The organism is Rhizobium sp. AN68, assembly GCF_030758035.1.
Classification (GTDB): domain Bacteria; phylum Pseudomonadota; class Alphaproteobacteria; order Rhizobiales; family Rhizobiaceae; genus Agrobacterium; species Agrobacterium tumefaciens.
In genome coordinates this window covers 232305-252098 of sequence record NZ_JARWMI010000002.1, presented here as the reverse complement: position 1 = coordinate 252098, position 19794 = coordinate 232305, and the positions used below count along the sequence as shown (strand labels likewise).

General features: G+C 58.7%; 16 protein-coding genes and 1 pseudogene. 15 read left to right on the top strand and 2 right to left on the bottom strand.

Annotated features, from left to right (window positions below):
- Positions 1 to 45: 45 nt before the first annotated feature.
- Together RBH71_RS04600 and RBH71_RS04595 are read right to left on the bottom strand one after the other, a co-directional pair.
- A complete protein-coding gene (locus RBH71_RS04600) occupies positions 46 to 1389 on the bottom strand; it encodes an extracellular solute-binding protein (RefSeq protein ID WP_003517816.1) in 1344 nt (447 codons plus the stop codon).
- 260 nt (positions 1390 to 1649) lie between these two features.
- The gene (locus RBH71_RS04595) at positions 1650 to 2123 is read right to left on the bottom strand and encodes a VOC family protein (protein ID WP_025595986.1); all 474 of its coding nucleotides are present in this window, start codon (positions 2121 to 2123) and stop codon (positions 1650 to 1652) included.
- A gap of 445 nt (positions 2124 to 2568) precedes the next feature.
- Between RBH71_RS04595 and RBH71_RS04590 the strand changes: the two genes are divergently transcribed.
- The 15 genes and pseudogenes from RBH71_RS04590 to RBH71_RS04520 all read left to right on the top strand — a co-directional run bounded on the left by RBH71_RS04590 (position 2569) and on the right by RBH71_RS04520 (position 19794).
- A complete protein-coding gene (locus RBH71_RS04590; RefSeq protein ID WP_003517811.1) occupies positions 2569 to 4353 on the top strand; it encodes a methyl-accepting chemotaxis protein in 1785 nt (594 codons plus the stop codon).
- A 196-nt stretch (positions 4354 to 4549) separates the two neighbouring features.
- Positions 4550 to 5443 carry a lytic transglycosylase domain-containing protein gene (locus RBH71_RS04585; protein ID WP_111842034.1) on the top strand — a complete coding sequence of 298 codons (894 nt, stop codon included), beginning with the start codon at positions 4550 to 4552 and terminating at the stop codon, positions 5441 to 5443.
- 147 nt (positions 5444 to 5590) lie between these two features.
- Positions 5591 to 6004: a hypothetical protein gene (locus RBH71_RS04580; protein ID WP_112161437.1), complete on the top strand. Its 414-nt coding sequence runs from the start codon at positions 5591 to 5593 to the stop codon at positions 6002 to 6004.
- Between the two features lie 109 nt (positions 6005 to 6113).
- Positions 6114 to 7988, top strand: a complete 1875-nt coding sequence (locus tag RBH71_RS04575; protein WP_112161436.1) for a sigma-54-dependent Fis family transcriptional regulator — start codon at positions 6114 to 6116, stop codon at positions 7986 to 7988.
- 176 nt (positions 7989 to 8164) lie between these two features.
- Positions 8165 to 9238: a 2,3-butanediol dehydrogenase gene (locus tag RBH71_RS04570; protein ID WP_013761375.1), complete on the top strand. Its 1074-nt coding sequence runs from the start codon at positions 8165 to 8167 to the stop codon at positions 9236 to 9238.
- Positions 9239 to 9304: 66 nt separating this feature from the next.
- Positions 9305 to 11104: an NAD(P)/FAD-dependent oxidoreductase gene (locus RBH71_RS04565; protein WP_323687180.1), complete on the top strand. Its 1800-nt coding sequence runs from the start codon at positions 9305 to 9307 to the stop codon at positions 11102 to 11104.
- Between the two features lie 285 nt (positions 11105 to 11389).
- Positions 11390 to 12283 (top strand): 3'-5' exonuclease, encoded by an 894-nt coding sequence (locus tag RBH71_RS04560; RefSeq protein WP_323687179.1) that lies wholly within the window; start codon positions 11390 to 11392, stop codon positions 12281 to 12283.
- 166 nt (positions 12284 to 12449) lie between these two features.
- A complete protein-coding gene (locus RBH71_RS04555; protein ID WP_003517798.1) occupies positions 12450 to 13202 on the top strand; it encodes a GntR family transcriptional regulator in 753 nt (250 codons plus the stop codon).
- Positions 13199 to 13984: a transporter substrate-binding domain-containing protein gene (locus RBH71_RS04550; RefSeq protein WP_003517795.1), complete on the top strand. Its 786-nt coding sequence runs from the start codon at positions 13199 to 13201 to the stop codon at positions 13982 to 13984. The genes RBH71_RS04555 and RBH71_RS04550 overlap by 4 nt, the downstream gene beginning before the upstream one ends.
- Positions 13985 to 14056: 72 nt before the next feature.
- Complete coding sequence (locus RBH71_RS04545; protein ID WP_003517793.1) at positions 14057 to 14728, top strand: amino acid ABC transporter permease; 672 nt, start codon at positions 14057 to 14059, stop codon at positions 14726 to 14728.
- On the top strand, positions 14725 to 15384 hold the full coding sequence (locus RBH71_RS04540; protein WP_019566432.1) for an amino acid ABC transporter permease: 660 nt from the start codon (positions 14725 to 14727) through the stop codon (positions 15382 to 15384). Before RBH71_RS04545 ends, RBH71_RS04540 begins: the two co-directional genes overlap by 4 nt.
- A complete protein-coding gene (locus RBH71_RS04535; RefSeq protein ID WP_323687178.1) occupies positions 15362 to 16087 on the top strand; it encodes an amino acid ABC transporter ATP-binding protein in 726 nt (241 codons plus the stop codon). Before RBH71_RS04540 ends, RBH71_RS04535 begins: the two co-directional genes overlap by 23 nt.
- Before the next feature lie 313 nt (positions 16088 to 16400).
- Complete coding sequence (locus RBH71_RS04530) at positions 16401 to 17486, top strand: ABC transporter ATP-binding protein (RefSeq protein WP_111842031.1); 1086 nt, start codon at positions 16401 to 16403, stop codon at positions 17484 to 17486.
- Positions 17487 to 17516: 30 nt separating this feature from the next.
- Positions 17517 to 18807: pseudogene (locus RBH71_RS04525) on the top strand (ABC transporter substrate-binding protein).
- A gap of 75 nt (positions 18808 to 18882) precedes the next feature.
- Complete coding sequence (locus RBH71_RS04520) at positions 18883 to 19794, top strand: ABC transporter permease (RefSeq protein ID WP_019566429.1); 912 nt, start codon at positions 18883 to 18885, stop codon at positions 19792 to 19794.

The following is a 19794-nucleotide window of genomic DNA, read 5'->3' as shown; positions in this document are numbered from 1 at the left end:
GGTTTGCCCGCGCGGAGACGGGCAAACCCAGGCGAAAAGGACCGCTTAGTTCAGCTTGGCGCCGGCATAGGTCTTTTCGAAGCGGCGCAGGCCGGCATTCGAGCGCTCGACAGCCTTGTCGAGTTCGGTCTGAATATCGGCGTTCTGCATGAAGATGGCTTCGAGCGAGGTTGAGACCTCCTTGCGGATCTGCGTGAAGCCGCCGAGGCGGATGCCGCGGGTATATTCGGACGGCGGCGTAAACGTGAGGCTTTCGATTGCCTTTTCACGGCCCTTGTAGGGCGCCTTGTCGTAGAAGCCGTTGGCCTTCATGGCGTCGAAGCCGGTCTTGGTGACCGGGATGTAGCCGGTAACGGTCGACCACCACTCAACCATATCAGGCTGCGCGATGAAGTTCAGGAATGCGGCCGCACCCTTGTATTCAGCTTCCGGACGACCAGCCATGACCCAGAGCGAAGCGCCGCCAACCAGCGAGTTGTGGCGCTCGGTGCCCTTCCAGATCGGCAGCATGGCGACGTCCCACTTCACGCCCTCAGGCATGGTCTTGCCGACGGTCCCGTGGCCCGCAATCGAGGACATGAACATCTGGCAGGTCTGCGAGGTGAAAGCGGGCAGGATGTCCATGCCGAGCTGCTTGGTCTTGACGACGAACAGCTTCTCGTCCTGCATCTTCTTGAAGAATTTGACCTGATCAACGAACTTCGTCTTGTTGATCGTCAGTTCGGCGTCGAGGCCCTGATAACCGTTGCCCTTGGTGGCGATTGGCTGGTTGTGGATGGCAGAGAACTGTTCCATCAGCATCCAGGTGTCGAAATTAAAGGCCAGCGGGCATTCGAAACCGGCCGTCTTGAGCTTCCGGGCGGCTTCTTCAACCTGTTCCCATGTGTCTGGCTTGAAGGTGATGCCGGCTTTTTCGAAAGCGGTGACATTGTAATAGAAGACCGCGGTGGAGGAATTATAGGGGAAGGAGTTCAGCTCGCCGTCAGCCGTTGCATAATAATTGGCAATGCCGGGGAAATAGTTGTTCCAGTCGATCTTGTAGCCGTTGTCGGCCATCAGCTTCTTGGCGGGAACGAAAGCCTTGGACAACATCATGTCCAGCGTGCCGGCATCGTAGATCTGGGTAATGGCGGGCTGCTTCTTGGCGCGGTAGGCGGCAATGGTGTTCTGCAGCGTGGCGTCGTAGTCGTTCTGCGACGTGCAGACGATTTCGAATTCAGCCTGGGAGTCGTTGAACTTCTTGCAGGTTTCCTGAACGCGGTCGCCGAGATCGCCGGAAAGGCCGTGCCAGAATTCGAATTTGGTCTTTTCTGCGTGGGCAGCCGTGGCGCCGAAGGCGGCGGCAATGGCAACGCCTGCCACGAAAGAGGTCAGAGCGGAAGATTTCATAAGTTGAGCCCCGTTGATGGAGTAATGGCATGACCGGCGAGGACGTCACGTCCCCAACACGAAGCCACGGGCTCTGCTAGCAGCCGTCTTTGACGGATCGCTTACACTTTGTTGAACGTTTTGTGATGAGTGAAGGTACAGGCACGCATAGGCGTCCAGGGAAAATCAGATGAACGGGTTTTATCTGATTTTCCGTTGTTTTTCAGTTCTTTACTTGAAATGTCTTTCTTCGCTACTTTTCGCTGAATGATCTGTTAGCATCAACCCCGACGTGCCGCCTCGATGGTGGCGACGTCGATTTTCTTCATATCCATCATTGCCGCGAAGGCACGTTTGGCCTCGGCGCCGCCGGCGGACATTGCTTCCATCAGCACCCGCGGGGTGATCTGCCAGGAGATGCCCCATCGGTCCTTGCACCAGCCGCAGGCACTTTCTTCTCCGCCGTTGCCGACGATGGCATTCCAGTATCGGTCCGTCTCTTCCTGATCCTCAGTCGAAATCTGGAACGAGAAAGCCTCGGTGTGCTTGAATGTCGGCCCACCGTTGAGGCCGATACAGGAGACGCCTGCCACCGTGAATTCCACCATAAGCACGTCCCCCTCCTTGCCGGAGGGGTAATCGCCCGGCGCCCGATAGACGGAATTGACGGTGCTGTCGGGAAAGGTCTCGGCATAAAATCTGGCTGCGGCCTCGGCATCCCTATCGTACCAGATGCAGATCATGTTCTTCTTCACGGCGTGTTCCTCCCAAAAGAAAGCCCCATTCGGTAAACAATGTCGCCATGCGCCGATCGTTCCGAAAGGAGGCGGGAAGGTGCAGTTTTGCAAAGGAATAAAGGTTGTGCGTCATGACGGTGCCGGCGCGATGATCAAACGCGACGCGCATGGATATTTAAATCCAGCGCCTCACCTTTCGGCGATAGGCATCATATGCCGGGCCCAGCCGCGCCCGTTCTGAAGAATAAATATGAAACAATGTCTCTTTGTAACGTGAAGCGCGTGCTTGACCTAATATGCAGATTTTTGCGGCAGGAAGACGCGTATTGCCCAAATTTCGCCCGTACCATCAACTCGCGTGATCAACGTCAAGATTATCCTTAAATATTATTTAATAATGTAATCATATTGTTGGTGAACGATTTTCAGTAGAAACTGTCCAGCTGCCATCGGAGGATCGCGCGTGAGTTTTCTTGATCGTGGTGCCAATGCTTTCGCGGTTCTTGCCGCGCTCTCCAAATCTCAAGCCATCATCGAATTTGATATGGCCGGAAAGATTCTCGCCGCCAACGAGAATTTCTGTCGGGCGCTCGGTTACGAGCTGGCGGAAATAGTCGGCAGACATCACAGCATGTTCGTTGAACCTGAAGTCGTGTCATCGCAGGACTACAAGGCCTTCTGGTCAAAGCTTTCGGCCGGCCAGTTCGATCAGCGGCAGTACAAGCGCATTGGCAAGGGTGGCAGGGAAGTCTGGATCGAGGCATCCTATAATCCGGTGTACCGTCGCGGCAAGCCGGTGAAAGTGGTCAAGATCGCCACGGATATTACCGAGCGCAAGCTGAAGGCGGCGGAAGATGCGGGCAAGATCGACGCCCTGTCGCGGGCGCAGGCCATCATCGAGTTCTCTCCGAACGGCGAGGTCCTGACGGCCAACGAGAATTTTCTGGCGGCGCTCGGCTATTCGCTCGCCGAGGTGCAGGGAAGGCATCATTCGATGTTCTGCGAACCCGCCTACACACAGTCCCCGCAATATGCGCAATTCTGGAAAAGGCTTGCCGGCGGCGATCTGGTGGCGGATGAATTCATGCGGCTTGGCAAGGGCGGTCGCAAGGTTTTCATTCAGGCCTCCTATAATCCGATCTTCGATTTGTCCGGCAAGGTGTTCAAAGTTGTCAAATTTGCTACCGACGTGACCGGACGTGTTGAAAATGTCGAAAAGCTCGCGCAGTCCCTGACCAATCTGGCTGACGGTGATCTTTCGCAGAGCATCGACAAACCCTTTATCCCCTCGCTTGAAAGATTGCGGTCCGACTTCAACGCAGCCTCGAAAAAGCTCAAGAAGGCCATGACGCTGGTCTCTGAAAATGCCGGCGCCATTTCTTCGGGGTCGAATGAAATAAGATCCGCGGCCGACGATCTCGCCAGACGTACGGAACAGCAGGCCGCCTCTATCGAGGAGACGGCTGCGGCCCTCGAGGAGATCACCACCACCGTCAATGATTCAAGCCGCCGGGCGGAAGAGGCTGGAAAAATCGTCGGCCGTGCCCGCGACCACGCCGAACATTCAGGTCAGGTTGTGCGCGATGCGATCAGTGCCATGGACCAGATCGAAAAATCGTCGCGTGAGATTTCGAATATTATCGGCGTTATCGACGAGATTGCCTTTCAGACCAATCTGCTTGCGCTGAATGCAGGCGTGGAAGCTGCCCGCGCAGGCGAAGCAGGCAAGGGTTTTGCCGTGGTCGCGCAGGAAGTTCGCGAACTTGCGCAACGCTCGGCGACGGCCGCAAAGGAAATCAAGAGCCTGATCAACGCGTCTGGTACGCAGGTTGAAAACGGCGTTGGCCTTGTTACCAAAGCGGGCTCTGCCTTGCAGGAAATCGCGGAACAGGTGCGCGACATCAACACCAATGTCGTAGCGATCGTCGATGCCGCGCGCGAACAGTCGACCGCGCTCGCCGAGATAAATCAGGCAGTCAACACCGTTGACCAGGGAACGCAGCAGAATGCCGCGATGGTTGAGGAGCAGACGGCTGCCAGCCACAGCCTTGCACGGGAAGCGGCAGCGTTGTTTGAGCTTTTAGGGCAATTCCGGTTCGATGACGCATCGCACTCGACATCGTCGTCGCGGAGCGGCTTCGAGCAGCAGGCTACCTTTGCCACTCCGCGTCGCCCGGCATCCCGCCCGCTTGCGGTGCGCGGTTCCGCTGCAGTCGCCGTCGAACATGAGGATTGGCAGGACTTCTAAGCACACAAGATGGCCTTGCCGACGCGGAAATGCGACCTTTATTCTGGACGCATGGAAGCCTCGGCAAGGCCCAAACCGAAGCTTCCATTGAAGATGAGCCATAGGTCTGGGCATATCTTGCAGAATGCCTGATAATCGGCGTATCGGGCGTGGGATTTGCGGGGAATTTTGCTTGGCGGGGATATCGACACGCTGCGTGGGTCTTGCTCTGTGGTTGCTGGCGCTTGCCAGTGGCACGACCGGGGCCGAGGAGAAGGCCGATGGCAAAGTCTCCTGCACCTACACCCATGATGTCGCGCCGGAATTGTGCATCCGTGTCGAAAGCTACAATAACGACCTGTGTCACGCCATCGAGGTTCTGGCCGGGCGCCACGCCGTTCCGCCGGATTATTTCGCCCGGCTCATCTGGCGGGAAAGCCTGTTCCGGGCCAATGCGGTCAGCCCGAAGGGCGCGGAAGGCATAGCACAGTTCATGCCTGGAACCGCAAAGCTGCGTGGTCTCAAAGACAGCTTCAACATAATCGCCGCACTCGAGGCTTCTTCCCGGTATCTGTCCGAGTTGAATAAGCAGTTTGGCAATTTCGGTCTCGCCGCCGCAGCTTATAATGCGGGCGAGGCGGGATTGCGGAATTTTATCGCGACCGGTCGGCTGCCGACGGAAACCCGGGATTATGTGTTTGCGATAACGGGATATCCGGTTGAGAAATGGAAGGACAATCCGCCGGAAAAGGCGGCCCCGGCATTGGATGAGACCCGCTCTTTCATCGATGCCTGTCTGCGTCTGGCTGATACGCGAACGATGAACGATCCTGTACTCATCTCGTCGGCCGACTGGGCGCCCTGGGGCGTGCAGCTTGCCGCGCATTATAATCCGGCGGTGGCGAACCGGCTTTTTACCCGCGCCATTGGCCAACTATCCGGGCCGCTTAATGCCGAACGAGCTTTGATCGTGCGGCAGCGAGGCGGCAATTTCGGTTCGCGCCCGCGTTATGCCGCCCGCATCGGCCGCGATACACGCGCCCAGGCCAACGAGCTTTGCGGCGAAATCCGCCAGGCCGGCATTCCCTGCACCGTGTTCCGCAACAGATGAGAACACTTGTATGACCCTGTCGATCATAACAAGTTGATCAGCATCTGGGTCGCACCTCCTTTCAGAGCAAAATTATCGAGCCTAGATTGCAACGCTGACGACGGAACGTGTCGGCTGATGGTATTCTGTGAGGGAAGAAAACTGAAAATGAGATGGCTTGAAACGGGATGTCTGGTCGGCGTGCTGGCCGCCATTTCTGGGTGCGCCACGACCGGGCAGACGGACGCATCGCAAACGGTGGCGAGCCTCGTGGGCCAACCCCTGGATGCGGCTATCGCCAGACTCGGCCGTCCTAACAAGGTGATCATCGACAAGGGTGCGACGGAATCCTATTGGCTGAAGGTGGATGTTGAGACCTATGCCGGCCTCTCCAACAAGCGGGAAATCCGCACCTTGAACGGGCAGGTGCGGATATCGGAAACGGAAGGCATGAAGATCAAGGAGCATCGCCGCGACTGCATCATCAAGATCACCGCGGATTCCGCTTCCACCATCAAGACCAGCGAAATCATCGGCAATCCGGCCAATTGCGAGAACATTATCAATCGCCCAAACACCTGAGGCGGTCGCATTCGCGACTGTCGCATCGCTTCGAACGACCGAACCACCGTAAGAGGTGGATTGTGGGCGATCTCCTAATATGCGACCATCCGTGCCGGAGGATGCGTGCATGGTATCGACGCTGTCGCATATACGGGAGATCGAACGTGTCGGCATGGGCGCGGTCAGCCCGCGTGATACGCCGGTCATCCAGTCCTGGCTGCGCTGCCTCAATGACTACAAGCTTGACCCAACGATTGCGCAGGAAGCCTATATCGTGCCCGAGCTGAAGCTTCGGGAGCATCGCGAGCAGGCCGAGGAGCTCATCCGTATCGGCCGCTCCGGTCTCGAAGCCCTGTTCAACCAGATTGCCGAGCAGAATTACGTCCTGCTGCTGTCGGATGCGCGCGGCGTTACCGTCGATTTCATGGGCGACCCGACCTTCGACAACCAGTTGCGGAGGGCGGGGCTTTACCTTGGCTCGGAATGGTCGGAAAACCGGGCCGGCACCTGCGCTGTTGGCGCCTGCCTCGTTTCCGGCGAGCCGGTGATCATCCATCAGGATGACCATTTCGATACCAGCCATATCGGGCTGACCTGCACTGCGGCGCCTGTCTTCGATACGCTCGGCGATCTCACCGCCGTGCTCGACATTTCCCAGCTGCGCTCGCCGACGGCCAAGGCCAGCCAGCAACTGGCGCTGCATCTCGTTGCCTCCACCGCGCGGCGCATCGAGCTTGCCAATCTCATGACCCGCACCCGCAATGACTGGGTGTTGCGTCTTGCCCGTTCACCTGAGTTTCTTGACGTCGATCCCGATGCGGCGATCGCCCTTGATGGCAGCGGACGTATCACCGGCATGACCCATGGTGGCTTCGGGGCGCTGGCGCGCTCCATGAACATGCACGGTCTTGCCACCCGCGATTTTCTCGGCCAGCCGATTTCCTCGGTCTTCGATATCGATGTGGACGACCTGCCGCGCTTCATGCGCGGGCGGCCGAATGGCGAGCGGCTTTTGCGCGCCCGCAACGGTCTGGTGCTTTTTGCCAGCGCGATCGCGCCCGCCGTCAGCATTCGCGCCCCTATCACGCCTGAGCCACGCCTGCCACGAGCGCTGAGGGACATGAGCAACGGCGATCCAGCGATGGAAAAGGTGCAGGCGCGGGCAGCAAAGCTTGCCGCCCGCGATATTCCCATCCTCATTCAGGGTGAGACGGGCAGCGGCAAGGAATATCTGGCACGGGCGATCCATGACAGCTGCAACAGCGACGGCAATTTCGTCGCCGTCAATTGTGCGGCAATCCCGGAGCATCTGATCGAATCCGAATTGTTCGGTTACACACCCGGTGCCTTCACCGGCGCCAGCCAGAAGGGCAAGCGCGGTCTCATCGAGGAGGCAAGTGGCGGCACTTTGTTCCTGGATGAGATTGGCGACATGCCGCTTTCTCTTCAAAGCCGCCTGCTGCGCGTGCTTTCGGAAAACGAGGTGCAGCCGGTGGGCGCATTGAAAGCCAAGCCGGTGCGTCTGAGAGTACTGTCCGCATCGCACCGCGATCTTGCCGAACTGGTGAAGGAAGGCCGTTTCCGGCAGGACCTCTATTATCGCCTGAACGCCGCAACGGTGACGCTGCCGGCGCTGCGGGAGCGCGAGGATCTCGGCTGGCTGATCGATCAGTTTCTCCGCCGCATCGAGAAGGAAAACGGCGAGACCTACAGGATCGATAAGGCGGCACGGGCAATTCTGCTTGACCATGACTGGCCGGGCAATCTGCGCGAACTCTTCAATGCACTGCGGGTTGCAGCCGCGCTTTCCGATGGCGGCAAGATCGATCCGGGTTGCCTGCCTGAACACCTCTTTGCCGAAGTCGCCACCGATGATGCTTTGCGCGATGACGACGATCTGCGCCGGGCGCTGAAGGACTGCGGCAACAACGTCTCGGCGCTGGCGCGAAGCCTCGGCGTCAACCGCTCCACCATTCACCGCCGTCTCAAACGCCTGAATTGACTGCGTCCGAACCGGTGCGACCATTGCAACACCTGTTGCACGGAACCTGTTGCATTCTGCCGGCGAGCCTAAGAGCTGAATTTGTAACCAATTGAAAATACTTCAAGATATGGCGCAAGCCATTCTGGCATGCCGCTTGCTGATCCTTCTGTGCAAGAACTACAGGAGGAAATGCAATGAAGGCACTGCGCTTTCACGCCGCCAAGGACCTACGCATCGAGGATGTGGATATGCCGCCCGAGCCCGGTCCGGGTGAGGTGCTCGTCGAAAACAAGTTCTGCGGCATCTGCGGCACGGACCTGCACGAATATGCCTATGGCCCGATCTTCGTGCCGAAGGAGCCGCATCCTTTCACCGGCGCGCACGGACCGCAAATTCTCGGTCATGAATTCGGCGGTGTCGTAAAGGCCGTAGGCGAGGGCGTTAGCCATGTAAAGCCCGGCGACCGGGTATCGATCCAGCCGCTCATCATGCCGCGTCATGGCGACTATTATGCTGATCGCGGTCTTTATCACCTGAGCACAAATCTCGCTCTCGCCGGTCTGTCCTGGCATTCCGGCGGCATGGCGCAGGCCGCTCTTCTCAACGACTATAACGTCCAGCCGATACCCGATGCGCTTTCCGATCAGGAAGCGGCCCTCATCGAGCCGACGGCAGTCGCGGTTTATGCCTGCGACCGTGGCGGTGTCACGGCCGGCAGCAGCGTGCTTGTGACCGGTGCCGGGCCGATCGGCATTCTCGTCGCCATGGCGGCCAGGGCGGCCGGTGCCTCGCAGATATTTCTTTCCGATCTCAACGACACGCGTCTGGCGCTGGCGCGGGCGGCGCTTGGCGAGGTGCGCACGATCAATCCCAAGACGGAAAAGGTGGGCGATGTCATCCGCGCCGAGACCGAAGGCAATGTTGGCTGCGATGTCGCCATCGAATGCGTCGGCAATGAATATGCGCTGAAGAACTGCGCCGATGCCGTGCGCAAGCAGGGCGTTGTGGTGCAGACCGGCCTCCACCCCGGCGAAAACCCGCTGAACTGGTTCGACGTGACTTTCAAGGACATCGATATCCGCGGCTCCTGGGCCTATCCGACTCACTACTGGCCGCGTGTTGCCCGGCTGATTGCCAGCGGCCAGATCCCGGCGAGCCGGATCGTTACCAAAAACGTCTCACTCAGCGAGGCGGTCACGGAAGGGTTCGACCAGCTGCTCGACCCGGCCGGCAAGCATCTGAAGATCCTGATCGACCTGTCGCGATAGGCCGATTTGAAGTGCGGGGCGGTTGAGGAGCCGTCCCGTTTCCACATTGAGCAGGAGGAGGAATACATGCTCGACAAGACCCCCACCACGCGCCTTCAGGCGCTTCTCGATCCGTTCGGGGCAGCACTCGAAGCTGGCCGCATCGATGATGCCGTTAATCTGTTTGCCGAGGATTGCTACTGGCGCGACCTCGTTGCCTTTACCTGGAACATCAAGACCGTTGAAGGTCGCGATCAGGTGCGCGACATGCTGCAGGCGCAGCTTTCGACGGCCAGACCCACAAACTGGCGCATCGCTACCGGCGAGGAGGCAACGGAGGCGGATGGTGTGCTTGAAAGCTGGATCACCTTCGAGACGGCGACAGGGCGCGGCTACGGCCTCGTGCGCTTCAGGAACGGGCAGATATGGACGCTGCTGACGGCGCTTTCCGAACTGAAGGGCCATGAGGAAAAATCGGGCTTCACCCGCCCGCTCGGCGCAAGGCACGGCCAGAACCTTGGTGCCAAAACCTGGATGGAGGAGCGCGAGGAGGAAGCGCGCACGCTCGGTTATGACAAGCAGCCCTATACCGTCATCATCGGCGGTGGACAGGGCGGCATCGCGCTCGGCGCCCGGTTGCGCCAGCTCGGCGTGCCGACGATCATACTCGAAAAGAACGAGCGGCCGGGTGACAGCTGGCGCAAGCGCTACAAGTCGCTCTGCCTGCATGATCCGGTCTGGTACGACCATCTGCCTTACATCGATTTTCCGAAGAACTGGCCGGTCTTTGCCCCCAAGGACAAGATCGGTGACTGGCTCGAATTCTACACCAAGGTGATGGAACTGAACTACTGGACCCGCTCCACTGCCAAATCCGCCAAGTGGGACGAGGCGGCGAAGGAATGGTCGATCGTCGTCGATCGCGATGGCGAGGAAGTCGTGCTCCGGCCAAAGCAACTGGTCTTTGCCACCGGCATGTCCGGCAAGGCTAATATTCCGGATTTCAAGGGGCGCGAGCGCTTCAACGGCGATCAGCACCATTCCTCGCAGCATCCGGGGCCGGATGGGTACAAGGGCAAGAAGGTCGCCGTGATCGGTTCCAACAATTCGGCCCATGATATCTGCGCCGCGCTCTACGAAGCGGGTGTCGATGTGACCATGATCCAGCGCTCGACGACCCATATCGTCAAATCCGATACGCTGATGGATATAGGACTCGGTGCGCTCTATTCCGAACAGGCCCTGGCGAATGGGGTGACGACGGCGAAGGCCGATCTCATCTTCGCGTCGCTGCCCTACCGGATCATGCATGAGTTCCAGATCCCGCTTTACGACAAGATGAGGGAGCGCGACGCCGATTTTTACGCCGCACTGGAAAAAGCCGGGTTCCAGCTAGACTGGGGTGCGGATGGCTCGGGCCTCTTCATGAAGTACCTGCGGCGCGGCTCCGGTTATTATATTGATATCGGCGCCTCGCAGCTGATCATCGATGGCAAGGTGAAGCTTGCCGCCGGTCAGGTGGACGAGATCACCGAAAATTCGATCAAGCTCGCTGACGGCAAGGAGATCCCTGCTGACGTCATTGTCTATGCGACGGGATATGGTTCGATGAATGGCTGGGTCGCCGATCTCATCGATCAGGAAACGGCAGACAGGGTCGGCAAGGTCTGGGGTCTCGGTTCGGATACGCCGAAAGACCCGGGGCCGTGGGAAGGCGAGCAGCGCAACATGTGGAAGCCGACGCAGCAGGAGGCGCTGTGGTTCCACGGCGGCAACCTGCACCAGTCGCGGCATTATTCGCAATATCTCGCCTTGCAGTTGAAAGCGCGCATGGAGGGGCTTCCTACACCTGTCTATGCATTGCAACCGGTTCACCACACACGCTGACCACGGGTATTTCGATCGATAAAGGTAATGCACAAAGGGGGCGGAACATTCCGCCCCCTTTCTGAATCCAATGCGGGCAATGCCAAACGGACGCCGCCCGGTTTCTGTGGATCACGGCAACCGCTGTTGTTAGTGTCAGCCTCTGCGCATATGTTGGAAAACTCAATATCGATTTCCGGCCAAAGCGGACAGAAGAACAATGACCTCCCAGTTGGATTTTTCGCTTCCGCGACGGCGCGGCTTCCTCAGGCTGAGCGCGGGCGAAAAGCGGGTGGTCGTGAAACGATGCAGAAATCGGTTCCTGATGATGAGGCCTTGGTCGGATATCTCGAATCCACAGGCAATTACCGCGTCCTGCGCAAGTTGCAGCCGCGCGCGATATGCGAGCAGCCGCGACCGGGGTTTCCACGTGAGGGCGTGATCCTCGACACCGAGACCACGGGCCTCAACCACCGAACCGATGAGATCATCGAAATCGGCGTCATTACCTTCACATTCGACGATCAGGGCACGATCGGGGATGTCACCGGGGTCTATGGCGGTCTGCGACAGCCGGGCACTTCCATTCCGGAAGAAATCACGCGCCTGACGGGTATCACCGATGAAATGGTTGCCGGACAGACGATAGACATCGACCGGCTGACCTCCCTTGTTGAAGGTGCTGATCTGATCATTGCCCACAATGCCGGCTTCGATCGTCCGTTTTGCGAGGCCTTCTCGCCGATCTTCCGCAATAAGGCCTGGGCCTGCTCCGTCTCTGAGATTGACTGGAGTGGTCGGGGTTTTGAGGGCAGCAAGCTCGCCTACCTCATCGGGCAATCCGGCTATTTCCATGACGGCCACCGAGCAGTCGACGATTGTTTCGCTCTGCTGGAGGTGCTGGAACAGGTACGCGCCGGCCAAAGCGGGACGCCCTTCATGGAACTCCATGAAGCCAGCCAGCACTCCCGGGTTCGCATTTACGCGGAGAACAGCCCGTTCGACATGAAGGATCATCTGAAAAAGCGGGGCTATCGCTGGTCTGATGGTTCCGATGGCCGGCCGAAATCCTGGTGGGTGGAACTGGCGGAGGAAAAGCTCGAAGAAGAGCTGCATTTCCTCCGAACCGAAATTTACCGCTGGGACGCCGATCCCACGGTCAAGTATCTGACGGCATTCGACCGGTTCAAAGCCGGTTAGAAAGAAACCGCGACGGTCATACCGTCAAGTTTGCACAGCTCTGCGTTTTTTTTGATGTTTGTCGATTTTCTTGCTCAAAATTTGAGCGAGTAGGCACGAGCTTTTTCGCGGCATTTTGATTTTAAAACAATATCTGTTCTGGCACGGGCCTTGCTTTCAGTCTTGTATGCAAGATTTACATACCAAGCAGGACCGTCAGATAAACATCGAAGAAGCCATCGTTTCCGGCATTCTTTCGGCGCGCATCCGGCCGGGCACGCGGCTCAGCGAAAATCAGCTGGCTGGGCTCTTCTCCGTTTCACGTACGCGGGTACGGGAGGCGATGATGCGGCTGGAAACACGTGGCATCGTCCATGTCAGCGCGCGGCGAGGGTGGTTCGTCGTCGAGCCCTCCGCCGAGGAGGCGATGACCATCTATGAGGCGCGGCGGATTATCGAATCCGGATTGCTTCGCAGCATGCGGATGCTGTCGGAGGAGGGGCGCAAGGTCCTCGTCGCGCATCTTGAGGAAGAGAAAGTCGCAATAGCCGCAGGTGACCGCCAGCGCCTTACCTGCCTCATGGGCGATTTTCATATCCGCATCGCCGAGCTTTGCGGCAATGCCGTGCTCATCGAGCTGCTACGCGATCTGACCGCCCGGACAATTCTGATCTCCATGCTCTACCAGTCGGAGTTTCATGCCCTCCAGTCCCATGAGGGGCATTGCCGTATCTTCGACGCGATGGCTGCGGGCGATTTCGTGAGGGCGGCGGAGCTTTCCATCGAGCATCTCGACGAGGTGGAAACCGGCCTCGACCTCACACGACGCCCCGATCCTCTCGCCGGCCTTCGCCGGTCGCTCGCCCTACCGGAAATGAATGGCGGCGATCCGGATAAAATTCACATGCAACACAATCAACACAAGGAGAATGACATATGATCTTCAGACGGACCCTCATCGCTGCCGCCGCCATGGCTGCCGCCTTTGGTCTTTCCGCGCCCGCCAAGGCGGATGCCCTTGCCGACATCACCGCACGCGGCACGCTGCGTGTGGCCGTACCGCAGGATTTCCCGCCCTTCGGCAGCGTTGCTGCTGATATGACCCCGCAGGGTTATGACATCGACATGGCCAAGATGATCGCCGACAAGCTGGGCGTGAAGGTGGAACTCGTCCCGGTCACCAGTGCCAACCGTGTTCCCTATCTCCAGACCAACAAGGTCGATCTCGTTATCTCCAGCCTCGGCAAGAATCCAGATCGTGAAAAAGTTATTGATTTCTCTGATGCTTACGCGCCTTTCTTCAACGGCGTTTTCGGCCCGGCCGACGTCGCGATCTCCAAGGCCGAAGACCTTAAGGGCAAGACCATCGCCGTCACGCGCGGTGCCGTCGAGGACCTGGAACTGACGAAGGTCGCGCCTTCGGACGCCACCATCAAGCGTTACGAGGACAATAACGGCACCATCTCGGCCTTCCTTTCGGGCCAGGTGGAAGTTGTCGCGACCGGCAACGTGGTTGCAGCCGCCATCCTCGCCAAGAACCCGCCGAAGCGTCCGGAATTGAAGTTCCTCATCAAGAACTCTCCCTGCTACATCGGCCTCAACAAGAACGAGCCGGCCTTACTGGAAAAGGTCAACGCCACCGTAGCTGCAGCCAAGGCCGACGGCTCGCTGAATGCGATCGCCACCAAGTGGCTTGGCCAGGATCTGCCGAAAGACCTTTGATCATCGTTTGCCATGGTCATCCCGGATCCGCCGGGATGACGCCTTTCTCCACCGGCGCAAGGGGACTGTTTCTTGAGCTATCAATTTGATTTCCTGTGGCTTGGCGAATATTGGCCACAAATTGCCAAAGGCATCGCCATTACCAGCCAACTCACGCTGGTCGGCGGCGTGGTCGGCGTTTCACTTGGCATCGCCTGCGCCTGGGCCAGGGCGCTCGGACCTTCATGGTTGAAGCCCATCGTCGGCACCTATGTGGAGCTCATCCGCAATACGCCTTTTCTGATCCAGTTGTTTTTCATCTTCTTTGGCCTGCCATCGCTTGGTTTCAAGCTTACAGAGCTGACCGCGGCAAATCTGGCGATGATCGTCAATCTGGGCGCCTATAGTTGCGAGATCATCCGCGCCGGTATTCAGGCGACGCCGAAGGGCCAGTTCGAGGCGGGCGCGAGCCTTGCCATGACGCGCTTCGAAACGTTTCGCCATGTGGTGCTCACACCCTCGCTGCAACGCATCTGGCCGGCGCTTTCCTCGCAAGTGGTGATCGTCATGCTCGGCTCGGCCGTCGTTTCGCAGATTGCGGTGGAAGACCTGACCTTTGCGGCGAACTTCATCCAGTCGCGCACGTTCCGCGCCTTCGAAGCCTACATCCTGTCAACCGTCATCTACCTGCTGCTCGCCATCCTGTTGCGGCAGGGCATGCTGGCGCTCGGCAGCTTTCTTTTCCCGAGGAGGGCGGCACGATGACTGAATTCACCTTTTGGGACATTCTGCGCAACCTGCTGCTCTCCACCCGCTGGACGCTGTTGCTATCGCTCGTTTCCTTCATCGGCGGCGGTATGGTGGGCATCGTGCTTCTGTGGTTGCGCATCAGCCCGCGCCGGGCTTTGAACCGTGCTGCCCGCATCTATATCGAAGTCTTTCAGGGCACCCCGCTGCTGATGCAGCTTTTCATCGCTTTTTTCGGTCTCGGTCTCCTCGGGGTTGATGTTCCGGCCTGGCTTGCGGCTGGCGTGGCGCTTATCCTCTGGACCGCTGCCTTCCTTGCGGAAATCTGGCGTGGCTGCGTTGAGGCGATTGCGAAGGGCCAGTGGGAGGCGTCCGCCAGCCTTGCCATGGGCCGCCTGCAACAGATGCGCTACGTCATCCTGCCGCAGGCGCTCAAGATCGCCATTCCGCCAACGGTCGGTTTTTCCGTGCAGGTCGTCAAGGGCACAGCACTCACCTCCATCATCGGTTTCGTTGAGCTGTCCAAGGCCGGCACGATCGTCACCAATGCCACCTTCCAGCCCTTCACCGTCTATGGCCTGGTTGCTCTCATCTATTTCGCCCTCTGCTGGCCGCTGTCGAAATCCAGCCAGTTCTTAGAAAGGAAGCTCAATGTCGCTCATCGAAATCACTGAAGTCCACAAGAGCTTTGGCGACAATGAGGTGCTGAAGGGCATAAATCTGGATGTCGAACCCGGCGAGGTGATCGCAATCATCGGCAAAAGCGGCTCGGGAAAATCGACGCTGCTTCGCTGCATCAACGGACTGGAGACGATCAGCGCCGGCTCGATCCAGGTGGCAGGTGCGCAGTTGCTGGACGATGAGCTGCATCTGAAGGCATTGCGGCTGAAGGTCGGCATGATCTTCCAGCAATTCAACCTCTTTCCGCATCTGACGGCCGGCGGCAATGTCATGCTTTCGCAGATGGTGGTGAAAAAAGTCACCAAGCCGGAGGCCGAGGTGACGGCGCGCAGGATGCTGGAGCGTGTCGGGCTGGCGCACAAGTTCTATGCCTATCCGGATGAACTGTCCGGCGGCCAGCAGCAGCGCGTGGCGATTGCCCGCGCCCTTGCCATGCAGCCTATCGCCCTTCTCTGTGACGAGATTACCTCGGCGCTCGACCCCGAACTCGTGTCTGAGGTGCTAGCCGTCGTGCGCGAACTGGCAAAGGAAGGCATGACCCTGTTGATGGTGACGCATGAAATGAAGTTTGCTCGCGACGTCTGCTCGCGCGTCGTCTTCATGCATCAGGGCCGCGTGCACGAGATCGGGCCGCCGGAAGATGTTTTTGCCAACCCCCAGACGCCGGAACTCAAGCAGTTCCTTGGCATGATCTAAGCGCAGTACCGACGCACGCGACCGGAGCGGTGCGTGCGTCGGCAGTAGCCTTTATTTTGTGTTTGCCGGGAAAATGTCCGCTATTCCAGTGGTGTCAGCCAGTTCGTTTCGATGGCACTCTTTTCCCGATTTCATGTTTCGCTGTCGGTCGCTCAGATCGCATACAATTTCCGCACCAAATCGAAAACAATCGATGTAAATTTGAGCAGGCCGGTGACGGGACCGGTGGGCAAATCGAAATTCCCTTTTTATATCAATGGCAAAGCCGATTGGCACGGCTCCTGCATGACAAAGACGTCGCAGGAGAGTGTTCATGAGCAAAGCCGCAGCAATCGACATCGCTTCCGTTTCCAAGATTTATGGCAACACCACCGCGGTGCATGCCATAAGCCTCAAGATACCGGCAGGAAGTTACTGCTGCCTGCTCGGTCCTTCGGGCTGCGGCAAGACCTCGACACTGCGAATGATCGCCGGCCACGAAAGCATTTCAAGCGGCGATGTCAGGCTTGGTAATGTGGTCGTCACCGATCTGCCGCCCGCCAAACGCGGCACGGCAATGATGTTCCAGTCCTATGCGCTGTTTCCGCATCTCGATCTCGTCGACAACGTTGCCTTCAGCCTCAAGATGAAGGGGGTGGACAAGGAAGCGCGCCGCGCCAAGGCGCTGGAGATGCTGCGGCTGATGCAGCTCGAACCCTATGCCACCCGGCGCCCGGCCCAGCTTTCCGGCGGGCAGCAGCAGCGCGTGGCGTTGGCTCGCGCGCTTATCACCGACCCCGAGGCGTTGCTGCTGGATGAGCCGCTTTCGGCACTCGATCCTTTCCTCAAGATCCGTATGCGGGCCGAGCTGAAGAAGCTGCAAACCTCGCTCGGCATCACCTTTGTTCACGTCACACACAGTCAGGAAGAGGCAATGGCGCTGGCCGACGTCATCGTCGTCATGAATGATGGCCGCATCGAGCAGGCAGCGACGCCGCGCGAGCTGTTTGAGCGCCCGGCCACCGCTTTCGTCGCCCGCTTCATGGGCGATCACAATGTCATTTCCGGCCGGTTCAAGGAAAAGAACGGCGATCTCGTCACGCTGGAGGTTGCGGGCGGCGGCACCTTCACGGCGAGCGGCGTTGCCCCGGATGACGGCGCGGTCGATATCGCCGTTCGTACCGACCGTGTGCGCGTCGGCGAGGCGGATCAACCCGGTTTCGGTTTTACCGGCATCGTCTCGAATGTCGAATATCGCGGTGCAAGCGTGAAGATCGCCGTGACCGGCGCGGGCATTGAGGATTTCAACGCCATCCTCAGCGACGTCGCCTTCTTCGAAAAGCCGGTAAAGACCGGCGACGCCATACCGCTTTCATGGAATGCGGCCGATGCCATCGTGCTCGGCCGGGTAGAGAAGTGACCCCAAAAATAACCAGAGGAGAACTTTGAAATGACCGACAACTCCAACAGCAGCAAGGGCCTGTCCCGCCGCGGCCTTCTAAAAGCAGGTGCCGCCGCAACAGGCGCGGCCATCGGCTCCGGCCTTGTCACCGGTTTCCCGACCATATGGGCGCAGAACCCGATCACGATCCGCCAGTTCGGCACGGGTGTTTCGAACCTCAATGCGATTGCCGAAAAGTGCAAGGCTGATCTCGGTATCACACTGGAGATGACGGCGACGGATTCGGATGCGGCCGCGCAGCGCGCCGTGACCCAGCCGAACTCCTACGATATCGCCGATATCGAATACTGGATCCTGAAGAAGGTCTACCCGGCGGGTGTCATTCAGCCGATGGAAATCAAGAAGCTGAAATATTACGACAAGATCGTTCCGCTGTTTAAAAACGGCAAGCTGACGCCCGATAGCGTCGTGGCCCAGGGTACCGCCCCGCACACGGTCGGTTTCGTCGAAAAGCCCGGCGACAAGAAGTTTGCGAAAAGCGAAACCGATTATTTCACCATGGTTCCGACGATCTACAATGCCGATACGCTCGGCATTCGCCCCGATCTCGTCGGCCGCGATATCACCAGCTGGGCCGATATCATGGACCCCAAGTTCAAGGGCAAGGCCTCTATCCTCAACATCCCCTCCATCGGCATCATGGATGCGGCGATGATCATGGAAGCCATGGGCAACATCAAATATGCCGACAAGGGCAACATGACGAAGGAGGAGATCGACAAGACCATCGACTTCCTCATCAAGGCCAAGAAGGACGGCCAGTTCCGTGCCTTCTGGAAGAGCTTCGATGAAAGCGTCAACCTCATGGCGTCGGGTGAAGTCGTGATCCAGTCCATGTGGTCGCCCGCCGTCGCCGCCGTTCGCTCCAAGGGCATCGCCTGCAAATACCAGCCGCTCAAGGAAGGTTATCGCTCGTGGGGCGGCGGCCTTGGCCTTGCCAAGCACCTCTCCGGCGCAAAGCTGGATGCGGCTTACGAGTATATCAACTGGTACACCTCCGGCTGGGTCGGCGCCTACCTCAACCGTCAGGGCTATTACTCCGCCGCCATGGATACGGCCAAGGAACATATGTCGGCCGACGAGTGGGGCTACTGGGGTCGAAGGCAAGCCCGCGCAGGGCGATATCATCGCGCCTGATGGCAAGGTCATGGAAAAGGCCGGTGCAGTGCGCGACGGCGGTTCGTTCCAGGAGCGCATGGGCAAGGTCGCCTGCTGGAACTCCGTCATGGACGAGGACCGCTACATGGTTCGTCGCTGGAACGAGTTCATCGCGGCCTGATCTTCTCGCCTTTCGCAGACACGAGGCCGCGCCGACGCGGCCTCTCTTTCACAGGCAGCCAGCAGGAGAAAAGCCTTGGTGACAGTCAGATTCATCGGCGTGAGCGAAAAAAAGGACAAGCCGTCCCGCAGCTTCGCCCTGCCGCAGAAGCTTGTGTCCTATATTCAGGCCACACCGCTTTTCCTGATCCTCGGCTTTTTCCTGCTTTTACCGATCGTCATGATCGCCGTCGTCAGTTTCTGGGATTATGATTTTGCCCAGATGTATCCGGGTTTCGTGACCTTCAACTATACCGAGACGCTCGGGTCCTGGGTTACATGGCAGACCTATATCAACACGCTCAAATTTGCCGCCATCGTCTGGGCGATAACGCTGTTCTGCGGTTTCTGGGTTGCCTATTTCCTGGCGTTCCACATCCGCACCACCACCATGCAGATGGTTCTGTTCCTCGTCTGCACCGTGCCGTTCCTGACATCGAATATCATCCGCATGATTTCCTGGATTCCCGTTCTCGGGCGCAACGGTCTGGTCAACAGCGCGCTGGTCAGCGCCGGCATCGTACCTGCGCCAATCGAATGGCTGCTCTATTCGGATTTTGCCGTGGTGCTGGCCATGGTGCATCTTTATACGCTTTTCATGGTCACACCCATCTTCAACACGCTGATGCGCATCGATAAATCGCTGATCGAAGCGGCGCGCGATGCCGGGGCGACTGGCTGGCAGACCCTCTGGAACGTTATCATTCCGCTTGCCAAACCTGGCATGGCGATCGGCAGCATCTTTGTCGTGACGCTTGTCATGGCCGATTTCTCCACGGTTCAGGTGATGTCCGGCGGGCAGAGCGCGTCGGTGGCACTGATGATGAAGAACCAGATGTCGCTGCTGCAATATCCCGCAGCGGCCGCAAATGCCGTCATCCTGCTCATCCTCGTTCTTCTGATGGTCGCGGGCATCCTGCGCATCGTCGATATCCGCAAGGAGCTGTGA